Raw genomic sequence first — 9,929 nt, forward strand, 5'->3', positions numbered from 1 at the left:
CCTGCTGCGCGCGGATAACCATGGCGAGGGTGGAACGCTGGCGCTGATGGCGCTGGCGCAACGCGCAGTCACCCACGGCGCCGGCACCATCGTCTTGCTCGGGATCGTCAGTGGCGCACTGTTTTATGGTGACGCGGTGATCACGCCGGCACTGTCTGTGCTCTCCGCCATCGAAGGCATCAAGCTTGTCACCGCGGCGCTGGATTCCTATGTCGTGCCGCTGACGGTGTTCATTTTGCTTTTGCTGTTCGCCGCCCAGTCGCGTGGCACGGCGCGCGTCGCGGCTTTCTTCGGCCCCATCATGTGCGTCTGGTTCGGCGTCATCGCGATCGCCGCGCTTCCCCCGATCGTGCGACAGCCCGAAGTGCTGCTGGCGCTCAATCCGCTCCATGCCGTCTCATTCATGCTCCACCACGGCATCATCGGCTTCGTCACCCTCGGCGCGGTGTTTCTCGCCGTCACCGGAGCGGAGGCGCTCTATGCCGACCTCGGGCATTTTGGCAAGCGGCCAATCCAGATGGCCTGGCTCTTCATCGTATTGCCGTCGCTGGCGCTGAATTATCTGGGGCAGGGTGCTCTCGTGATCGCCGACCCGAAATCGGTCGAGAACCCGTTCTTCCTGATGTTTCCGGACTGGGCGTTGCTGCCGATGGTCGGCCTCGCCACCGCAGCGACCGTGATCGCAAGCCAGGCCGTGATCACCGGCGCCTATTCGCTGACGCGGCAGGCTATTCAGCTCGGGCTGCTGCCAAGGTTCGAGATCCGCCATACCTCGGAATCCCATTCCGGCCAGATTTACATCCCGCGCATCAACATGCTGCTGCTGATCGCTGTGATGCTGCTGGTGCTGATGTTCCGTTCGTCAAGCGCGCTGGCGTCGGCCTATGGCATTTCCGTGACCGGAACCATGGTGGTCACGGCCATGATGGGGTTTGTGGTGATCTGGCGGGTGTGGAAATGGTCGCCGTTCGCGGCCGCCGCGCTGATCGCCCCCTTTCTGTTTCTCGATCTCACCTTTCTTGCGGCAAACCTCCTGAAGGTTCTGGAGGGCGGCTGGGTGCCGTTGGCGCTGGGATCTGTCGTCATGCTTCTGATGTATACTTGGCGACGCGGCAGCAGGCTTTTGTTCGAGAAATCGCGCAAACTGGAGTTTCCGCTGGCCGATCTGGTGGCGATGCTGGAAAAGCGGCCGCCGCAACGGGTTTCCGGCACCGCGGTATTCCTGACCAGCGACCCCCTCAGCGCGCCGACGGCACTGATGCACAGTCTCAAGCACTACAAGGTGCTGCACGAGAAGAACGTGATCCTGACCATCCAAACCGCGCCGACGCCACGGATCAACCCGGCCGAGCGGGTCAGGCTGGAGCAGATCAGCGCAACCTTCTCCAAGGTCACGCTGCGGTTTGGCTTCATGGAATCGCCCAACGTACCGAAAGCGCTGGCGATCGCGCGAAAGCTCGGTTGGCAATTCGATATCATGTCGACCTCGTTCTTCCTGTCGCGACGCGCGCTCAAGCCGGCGGCGCATTCCGGCATGCCGCGCTGGCAGGACCACCTTTTCATCGCGCTCAGCCGCACCGCCAACGACGCCACCGACTATTTTCAGATTCCCAGTGGACGCGTGGTCGAGGTGGGAACGCAGGTGACCGTCTAGAGCCCGGGCGATGGATCAAGCCGCTTTCCGGCGCTTGATTTTGGCCGGGCAAGAGGCGACGTTGATGCGGGAGAGGCGAGCGGCCGGCAACTGCCGTTGCGAAACGCGCCAGTACGATGGGATCGTTGGGAGGATTGAAGTGGCGGTACATCAGGTACACGATTTGACGCCGGGGGATGTCGCGAAGGGCATGGTCGAGGGGCGTTATCTCTTGGTCGACGTGCGCGAACCGAACGAGGTGGCGGTGGAAGCCTATCCGGACGCCGTCGTCGTTCCGCTTTCGAGCTTCGACCCGCAGGATATTCCGGATCCCGGCGGCAAACAGGTGGTTTTTGCCTGCCGCTCTGGGAAAAGATCGGTCACGGCGTCACTCGCCGCGCAAGCCGCGGGGTTGGCTTACAACCAGCACATGGCGGGCGGCATGTTGGGTTGGAAGGCCGCGGGATTGCCGACCAAGACCGGTGGCTGACCGCTCCATGACTTCCATGAACAAGGTCTTCGCGGATCTTCCGGTCACGATCTTCGAGGCGATGTCGCAGCTCGCGCGCGACAACAACGCTATCAATCTGGGCCAGGGTTTCCCGGACGATCCCGGACCGGAGGATATTCGCCGCGCGGCGGCAGACGCCGTCATGGACGGCTACAACCAATACCCTTCGATGATGGGCCTTCCGGAATTGCGGCAGGCGATATCGGCGCATTACCGGCGTTGGCATGGACTTGAGCTCGAGCCGATGACCGAGGTGATGGTGACCTCGGGGGGCACCGAAGCGCTGACATCAGCCATTCTCGCCGTTGTCGAGCCCGGCGACGAAGTCGTGGTTTTCCAGCCGGTCTACGACTCCTATTTGCCGATCATACGTCAGGCCGGCGGCATACCGCGTCCGGTGCGCCTCGAGCCGCCGCATTGGCGGCTGACCGAAGAGGCGCTACGCGATGTTTTCAATCACAAGACCAAGGCCGTTTTGTTCAATAATCCGCTCAATCCGGCCGCGGTGGTCTATCCCCGCGAGGACCTCGAACTCTTGGCACGGTTCTGTCAGCAGTTCGATACGATCGCGATCTGCGATGAAGTCTGGGAACATGTGATCTTCGACGGCCGCGAACATATTCCACTGATTACCATTCCGGGAATGCGCGGGCGCACCATCAAGGTGGGTTCCGCCGGCAAGATTTTCTCGCTGACCGGCTGGAAGATCGGCTTCGTCTGCGCGGCGCCGCCGCTGTTGCGGGTCGCGGCCAAGGTGCACCAGTTCCTCACCTTCACCACCGCGCCCAACCTTCAGGTCGCGGTCGCTTACGGGCTCGGAAAGCCGGCGGATTATTTCATCGATATGCGCAAGAATTTGGCGCGCAGCCGCGATCGCCTTACCAGGGGACTTCAGAGTATCGGCTTCCCGGTTCTCAGGTCGCAGGGCACGTACTTCCTGACGGTCGACCTTTCGCCGCTGGGTCTGAACGAGACCGACGAGGCATTCTGCAGGCGCATCGTCACCGACTACAAGGTCGCCGCGATCCCGGTGTCGGCCTTCTATGAAAAGGATGCGGTGACGTCGGTCGTGCGTTTTTGTTTCGCCAAGAAAGATGCAACCATCGACACCGCGCTCGAGCGTCTGTCCGATGCGGTGCACCGCCGATAGGAGGTAGATGACGATGCGCGGCCGGACCGGCACTCCAATTGTTGTGGCGATGGCCGCAGTTCTCGCGGTGCTGTCGCCGCCGGCGGAGGCGGAGCAGCGCACCGTCAATTTCTACAACTGGTCGAACTACATGGCGCCGGGGGTGCTCGAGGACTTCACCCGGGAAACCGGGATCAAGGTCGTCTACGACACCTTCGATGCCAACGAGACCCTGGAAACGCGGCTGCTGGCGGGAAAATCGGGCTATGATGTAGTTGTTCCCACGGCCTATTTTCTGCAGCGCCAGATCAAGGCGAACGTTTTCCAGAAGCTCGACAAGTCGAAACTGCCGAACCTCGCTAACGCCTGGCCGGCGGTGACGCAACGGCTGGCCATTTATGATCCCGGCAATCAATACGCCGCCAATTACATGTGGGGTACCACCGGCATTGGCTACAACGTCAAGGCGGTGCAAAGCATTCTTGGCGCCGGCGCTGTGATCGACAGCTGGGACATCGTGTTCAAGCCGGAAAACCTGGCCAGATTCAAGGATTGCGGCATCCACATGCTGGACTCCGCCGATGACATTTTTCCCGCGGCATTGAGCTATCTCGGGCTCGATCCCAATTCGACTCAACAGGCCGATCTGGAAAAGGCCGCCGATCTCGTCAGCAAGATCAGGCCCTATGTGCGCAAGTTTCATTCGTCGGAATATCTGAGCGCACTGGCCACCGGAGAGATCTGCTTCGTGGTGGGCTGGTCGGGCGACATCATGCAGGCACGAAGCCGCGCAGCGGAGGCCAAGAACGGCATCGAGATCGGCTACGCCATCCCAAAGGAAGGCGCCCAGATGTTCTTCGATAATTTTGCTATTCCGGCCGACGCGAAGAACCTCGCCGAGGCCTATGAACTGATCAATTACCTCTACCGGCCTGAGGTCGCGGCCAGGAATACGGATTTTCTGACCTATGCCAATGGTAATCTGGCAAGCCAGAAGCTGGTCGACCCGAAAATCCTCGATGACAAGAACATCTACCCCGACGACGCGACGCTCAAGAATCTGTTTGTGATTACCGCGCGCGACCCGGCGACCCAGCGGATCATCAACCGGCTGTGGACCAGGGTGAAGACGGGGCGATAGTTTCCTCATCAAAGGATGAAGATGGCTGAACTTGATCGTGGCCTCGTGGTTCGAGACGGGCGGCGCAGCCGCCGTTGCGGGCTACGGCGGGCTCCTCACCGTGAGGTTTGAGACCTGATCGAAGGAGGCGCGCTTGCGCCGTCTCGAAGGACGAACCACGGCAAATTGGAAATTGCTTCGGCGCAGCTATCGCCAGCGCCGATGCAGCCACAGCCACTGGTCCGGATATTCGCGAACCCAGCCCTCGACCACGGAGGTGATCGCCTGCATGGTTCCCTGAACATCGATCTGTCCGGCGGCGTCGCGCACCGGCTCTACTTCCTCTGACAGTTCGGCACGAAAGCGGTGGCCGGGCAGGCGGATAATGCGGACGCCATGGATCGGACACTCGATCTGCCGCAACAGCCTGGCCAGCATAGGATTGGCCTTGGTCTTGCGGCCGAAGAACGAGACATCGACGCCATTGGCAAAATACTGGTCGACCAGGATGGCAACGTGCTGACCCCGTTGCAGGGCCTCTGCGAGCCTGAGCGGGGCGTCACGGCCGGCCGGGATCAGCGTTCCCATCTTCACCGCGCGCAGCTCTTCAATGATGCGGTTGGCGGAAGCGCTGTTGGGCCGGCGAAACAGGATGGCGGCATCCAATCCATGCGCAACCGCGGCCACCGCGGGCAATTCCCAGTTGCCGAGATGGCTGGCAAAGATCAGTGCCGGCTTGCCGTCGAGCCGCAACTGCGCGAACAGTTCGTGGGTGCGCACCTGGATTTCAATGCGGCTGTCCTCGGGGTGGGCTGGATCATGCTCCCAGACATGGTCGAGATGGGCGAATTCAGCGGCCAGGCGGCCGAGATTATCCCAGACGCCTGCGAGAATGATCTCGATCTCTTCGGCGGATTTTTCGGGGAACGCAGCGGTCAGATTGGCGCGGCCGATTTTCTGCTCGCGCGTCATCGGTCCGATCAGACGCATGATCCGGCCGAACAGGTTGGCGGTCTTGATCGGATCGAAATAGCGGGTGATCCGCAAAAGCCCGATGGTCAATGCGCCCACCGCGGCTTCGCCAAGCGGCTTGATCGCGTCCCGCATTCGGGCCCTGGTGCGCAGCAGCAGACGTTGCATTAGGAAGCGGACACTTGCTGGATCGGCTTCATCGTGCCGCTGGCCGGTCAAACCGGTTCACGAGTCAGAACGAGCACGGCGTTCTGGCCGCCGAAGCCGAACGAATTCGACATTACAGCTGTGACGCGGGCGTCGCGCGCCTTGTTGGGGACGACGTCGAAGGGAATAGCGGGGTCCGGCACGTCGTAATTGATAGTCGGCGGAATTCGCTGGTGCTCAAGCGTCAGCAGCGAAAACACCGCCTCGACGGCGCCCGCCGCCGAGAGCGTGTGACCCACCATCGACTTGTTGGAAGATACCGGAACCTGGCTGGTGCGCTCGCCGAACACCGTGGAGATGCCGAGATACTCCATCTTGTCGTTTTCCGGCGTGCCGGTGCCATGGGCGTTGATGTAGTCGATCTGGTCGGAGACAATGCCGGCGTCGACTAGTGCGTTGCGCACGCATCCGATGATCGGCTTGCCATCGGGACTTGAGCGGGTGCGGTGGAATGAATCGGCCAATTCACCGCAGCCGGCGACGATACCGAGAATCCGGGCGCCGCGCGCGGTGGCGGCCTGATAGCTTTCCAGTACCAGCGCGCCGGCGCCTTCGGCCATGACAAAACCGTCGCGGTTTTTCGAAAACGGACGCACCGCCGCCTGTGGTGGATCGTTATGGGTCGACAGCGCCGACAGCAATGAGAACCGCACCAGGGCTTCCGGATTAACCGAGCCGTCGGTGGCGACGCAAAGTGCGGCGTCGGTTTCGCCGCGACGAATGGATTCGACGCCAAGCTGGATGGCACTGGCGCCCGACGCGCACGCCGTCGAAAGCGAAATCGGCGACCCCTTGGTGCCAAAGGTCTCGGCCAGATGGTCCGCTACCGAGCCGAACAGAAAGCGCCGATGATATGGCGTAAATCTACCACCGCCGCTGACGCGCAGCAGGGCGTCATAGTCGACATCCGACCCTCCGGCCGCGCGCCCGATCTCACGGCGCTGCGGCCATTCGACTTCAACCGGCGCGACGGCCAGAAACAGCGGCCCGGGAAAATCGCCTTTGCCGCCGATCGCGGCTTGGGCGATGGCTTCCTCGGCGACGATGTCGGCAAGCCGTTCCGAAAGATCGGTAGAGGAAAAAGGCTCGACCGGCACGAAGTCGATGGTTCCGGCCATGGTTGTTTTCAGGCCGTCGGTCGGAAAGCGCGTGATGGTCCGGATGCCGGATTCCCCGGCGGTGAGTTTTGTCCAGTTGTCCGTCTTGCCGGCCCCGAGCGATGTCACGACGCCCATGCCGGTGACGACCACGATCGGCCTTCCGGATTTATCGCGCGTAGCTGTCATGTTTACCCCGCCGGCGCCGCGCCGTGTTCACTTGATCGTTTCGACAAGCGCCATGCCCTCGCCCCGCCAGTGACCGGCCCCGACAACCACAATCTGGCTCGGCGGCTCGGACATTTCAACCTCCAACCCCGTCGGGTCGTTGGGCGGAAACAGCGCGCCCCGTGAAATCGATAGGGCTGCGAGCCCAAGCCCCAGCGGAAACTGGGCTTCCATGGTGTGGCCGAACATGGTGCCGGTCGCCCGCACCGCAAAATGGGCATGGCCGCCGAGAAATGCCCGTTCTTCCGAGGTCGCGGGTTCGGCGCCGGTGGCGCCGGTGATGATGGCGCCCCGGTTCTCGAGCTTGCCGAGCTTCGACCACAGCTTCTCCAGGGTCGCGGTGACCTCGCCGGGACGTTTGCGGCGCGCAAGGTCGGCGACGACGTTGGTCAGGCGCGCGTAGGGCTTGGCACCGCGTGCTTCTGCGTGCGCCCTGGACTCGATGACGAGAAAGGCGCCCGCGGACCCCAGCGCAAACCCGCTATGCTCGCCGCGCGCCCATACCGGTGCAAATTTGTTCTTGAGGTTGAAATCGCCGAATTCATAGAGAACCAAGAGGTCCTTGCGCTCACCGTTTTGCGAACCGCCGACCAGGGCAATGTCGCTCTGACCGGAGGCGATCCGTGCCAATGCGATCCGCGCGGCGTCGGCCCCTGCGGCTTCCTCGCCCATGAAAGTGCGCGACGATCCGGTCACGCCGTGCACGATGGCAATATTGCCGGCCAGAAGGTTCGAGAGCTGCGCCAAAAAAAGCGTCGGACGCAGATCGTTCATCAGCCGCTCGTTCAAGAAGCCGGGAGCGGAATTGCCTTTCGCTTCCAGATTGAGAATGTTGCAATCTACCGCGAGATCGCGCTCGCCGCCGCCGGCCGCGACGATCATGTCCATCCGTCCCAGGATTTCCTTGTTGCCTTTGACGCCGGCGGTCTCCAGCGCGAGCCCGGCGGCATAGGTGCCGATGCGCTGCCAGGCTTCCATCTGGCGCTGGTCGCCCTTTTTGGGAATCTGGGCGTCAAGGTTCACGTGCGCCCAAGGATGGACAATGTAGGGCGCAAAGCCCTTCTCGTCGACGTTGATGCGCCGCTCGTTGAGCGCGTTCCAGGTTGCGTCCAGCCCCTCGCCAAGCGAGGTGGCGAGACCGATGCCGGTGATCCAGACTTCCACCGATCCCGGCATTGCGGATCTCGTCTCAGTCATGGGCGATGGCCTGCTGCGGAAATCCGATCCGCCTCGCCACGGCATCCATGTGTCCGCGCAAATCAGGATTGGGGAAGGGGATATGGCTGAACGTGATCGTCGAGTTGCACCTCAGCTTGCCGGCGACCCTGACCTTTGCTTCGGTGATCGCATAACCTGAGCCTTCGTGGAGGATGCTGGCATCGACGGTCAACATTTCCCCGGGGGACACGAAGCCGCGCATCTTGGCTTGCTTTACCGCGGCCAGAAACGGCATGCGCTCGAACTTCATCAGCGCGAGCAATAGCCAACCTGATGTCTGCGCCATGGCTTCAATCAGCAAGACACCGGGCATGATCGGGTAACCCGGGAAATGTCCCTCAAAGATCGTGTTGTGTGTCGGGACCTGCGCCTCGACCGTAATGGTCCTTTCGCCGATGTTGAGGTCGGTGATGCGGTCGATCAGCTGGAAGTATTCGAGCTGCATGGCGGGCGGTTACGCGCCCTTGGCGGCGACCAATTCGTCGATGCGCGCGCTGAGGTTTTTAAGGACAAAATACTGCTCGGTGGTCGCCTTGCCGTCATTGACTTCCTGGGTCCACTTTTCCAGCGGCAGTTTGATCCCGAACGCCTTGTCGATGGCGAATGCAATGTCCAGAAAATCGAGACTGTCGATCCCTAAATCGTCGATGGCGTGACTCTCGGGGGTGATCGTGTCGCGCGGGATGTCGCAGGTTTCAGCGATAATCGTGGCGATTTGATCGAATGTAGAGGACATTACTAAGCCTTTGATAAATTGAAGATAAATTCCGGGATGGCACGGCAGGCGGGGGTGCCGCCCTCCGGAATGCCCCATCTGCCATCCGGAGTCGAGTGCCCGTATATCGGAGCGACGCCCCGAGTTCAATGGAGGCAGCAATCGCGACCGGATTTGGGGCCAAAAAGGCCAGCCTGGCCTTAATGGGCTAGAAATGCGGCGTGGAAATGCGCGCGCAGTCGCGGCGGCCCGTGAGCACACAATCCTGGGTCTTGCGCAAATCGGCGATGCTCATGGCCAGCCATATTGCGACGGCGGTCAGAGCCACGGTAAAGGCGAAAGCTGCGACATTGGCCAGCATGCGGTGCCGAAAATCGTCCGGCTCGTCCCGGTTTCGCTCGTAGCGCGACAGGTCATTCGGTTCTAGCGGCGCATTCTTCCCGGGAGCTTGGCCTGCCAATCCACGCCGAGCCGCCGCACTGGACTTAGTGCGCGGCCGGAACTCCAGAACGCGGTGCTCTTCTTCCGAGGGAATGGGCTGCTGGTTCTTCACTATTGCCAGCTCCGGGGAGTCTTAGCTTGGTTTAGCACGTTCGCCAAGCGTCTCACAGACAATGTTTTCGGCGAGACTGATGCGATCATCTATCCCTCCAGGGTTTCATGGAACCGATTGTAGTCAATCCTGAGCCGGCCGTCATCCGTGGTCCCGACGATATCCGCGTAGCGATGCCCAAAGAGAATGTCGGGATGCTCGTAGGTTCTGCGCCCGTGCACGATTTGCGCTGCAACAACATCATATCCGGTCACCACCACCACCAGCGACGCGTCCGAGGCTTCCAGATCGTCGGCGTTGAGGCCGTACAGCGGACTCTGCTCATCGAGCACATGGAACAGCGTCCAGCTCAAGGCCAGCGCCGGGTGCTCGCCTTGCACCAGCGGCAGCTCGCGAAATCTTCGAAAGCGCTGGCCCTCCGCGGTGACCTCATTCTTGAGTAACCACAGCTTGGCGCTGGCATTGCCAATGAGGTTATGCCGTTCGTTGACGAATCGAACCATCAGGGTAGGCTTGCCATCGTGCAGGGAAATCACCGGATTTTCG

The 9,929-nt window shown here is 61.6% G+C and carries 10 protein-coding genes and 1 pseudogene; 4 read left to right on the top strand and 7 right to left on the bottom strand.

The window, feature by feature from the left end:
• The 4 genes from ABSG20_RS21185 to ABSG20_RS21200 form a co-directional block, all read left to right on the top strand.
• On the top strand, positions 1 to 1,654 hold a 1,654-nt coding region (locus tag ABSG20_RS21185), incomplete at its 5' end, for a potassium transporter Kup (protein WP_423866466.1).
• A gap of 139 nt (positions 1,655 to 1,793) precedes the next feature.
• Positions 1,794 to 2,123, top strand: coding sequence for a rhodanese-like domain-containing protein (locus tag ABSG20_RS21190; RefSeq protein ID WP_423866467.1), 330 nt, complete (start codon positions 1,794 to 1,796; stop codon positions 2,121 to 2,123).
• A gap of 7 nt (positions 2,124 to 2,130) precedes the next feature.
• The gene (locus tag ABSG20_RS21195; RefSeq protein WP_423866468.1) at positions 2,131 to 3,294 is read left to right on the top strand and encodes an aminotransferase; all 1,164 of its coding nucleotides are present in this window, start codon (positions 2,131 to 2,133) and stop codon (positions 3,292 to 3,294) included.
• Positions 3,295 to 3,301: 7 nt separating this feature from the next.
• Entirely contained in the window at positions 3,302 to 4,414 is a 1,113-nt protein-coding gene (locus ABSG20_RS21200; protein WP_423866469.1) for a polyamine ABC transporter substrate-binding protein, read from the top strand.
• Between the two features lie 186 nt (positions 4,415 to 4,600).
• Here ABSG20_RS21200 and ABSG20_RS21205 read toward each other — a convergent pair whose 3' ends face one another.
• From ABSG20_RS21205 to ABSG20_RS21235, 7 genes and pseudogenes are all read right to left on the bottom strand, one after another.
• Positions 4,601 to 5,533, bottom strand: a complete 933-nt coding sequence (locus ABSG20_RS21205) for a lipid A biosynthesis lauroyl acyltransferase (protein ID WP_423866470.1) — start codon at positions 5,531 to 5,533, stop codon at positions 4,601 to 4,603.
• 47 nt (positions 5,534 to 5,580) lie between these two features.
• Positions 5,581 to 6,858: a beta-ketoacyl-ACP synthase gene (locus ABSG20_RS21210; protein WP_423866471.1), complete on the bottom strand. Its 1,278-nt coding sequence runs from the start codon at positions 6,856 to 6,858 to the stop codon at positions 5,581 to 5,583.
• Positions 6,859 to 6,885: 27 nt separating this feature from the next.
• Positions 6,886 to 8,094: a beta-ketoacyl-ACP synthase gene (locus ABSG20_RS21215; RefSeq protein WP_423866472.1), complete on the bottom strand. Its 1,209-nt coding sequence runs from the start codon at positions 8,092 to 8,094 to the stop codon at positions 6,886 to 6,888.
• Positions 8,087 to 8,560, bottom strand: coding sequence for a 3-hydroxyacyl-ACP dehydratase FabZ family protein (locus ABSG20_RS21220; RefSeq protein ID WP_423866473.1), 474 nt, complete (start codon positions 8,558 to 8,560; stop codon positions 8,087 to 8,089). Before ABSG20_RS21220 ends, ABSG20_RS21215 begins: the two co-directional genes overlap by 8 nt.
• Before the next feature lie 9 nt (positions 8,561 to 8,569).
• The gene (locus ABSG20_RS21225; protein WP_423866475.1) at positions 8,570 to 8,851 is read right to left on the bottom strand and encodes an acyl carrier protein; all 282 of its coding nucleotides are present in this window, start codon (positions 8,849 to 8,851) and stop codon (positions 8,570 to 8,572) included.
• Positions 8,852 to 9,038: 187 nt separating this feature from the next.
• Complete coding sequence (locus ABSG20_RS21230; protein ID WP_423866474.1) at positions 9,039 to 9,383, bottom strand: hypothetical protein; 345 nt, start codon at positions 9,381 to 9,383, stop codon at positions 9,039 to 9,041.
• Between the two features lie 89 nt (positions 9,384 to 9,472).
• Positions 9,473 to 9,929: pseudogene (locus ABSG20_RS21235) on the bottom strand (ion channel); the annotation flags it as partial.

Source organism: Bradyrhizobium sp., from assembly GCF_049512235.1.
Lineage (GTDB): Bacteria > Pseudomonadota > Alphaproteobacteria > Rhizobiales > Xanthobacteraceae > Bradyrhizobium.

Bases quoted from the DNA above. Each gene is read 5' to 3' on its own strand.
- ABSG20_RS21200 (WP_423866469.1), top strand. From the start codon at position 3,302: ATGACGATGCGCGGCCGGACCGGCACTCCAATTGTTGTGGCGATGGCC.
- ABSG20_RS21205 (WP_423866470.1), bottom strand. From the start codon at position 5,533: ATGCAACGTCTGCTGCTGCGCACCAGGGCCCGAATGCGGGACGCGATC.
- ABSG20_RS21195 (WP_423866468.1), top strand. From the start codon at position 2,131: ATGACTTCCATGAACAAGGTCTTCGCGGATCTTCCGGTCACGATCTTC.
- ABSG20_RS21215 (WP_423866472.1), bottom strand. From the start codon at position 8,094: ATGACTGAGACGAGATCCGCAATGCCGGGATCGGTGGAAGTCTGGATC.
- ABSG20_RS21225 (WP_423866475.1), bottom strand. From the start codon at position 8,851: ATGTCCTCTACATTCGATCAAATCGCCACGATTATCGCTGAAACCTGC.
- ABSG20_RS21210 (WP_423866471.1), bottom strand. From the start codon at position 6,858: ATGACAGCTACGCGCGATAAATCCGGAAGGCCGATCGTGGTCGTCACC.
- ABSG20_RS21220 (WP_423866473.1), bottom strand. From the start codon at position 8,560: ATGCAGCTCGAATACTTCCAGCTGATCGACCGCATCACCGACCTCAAC.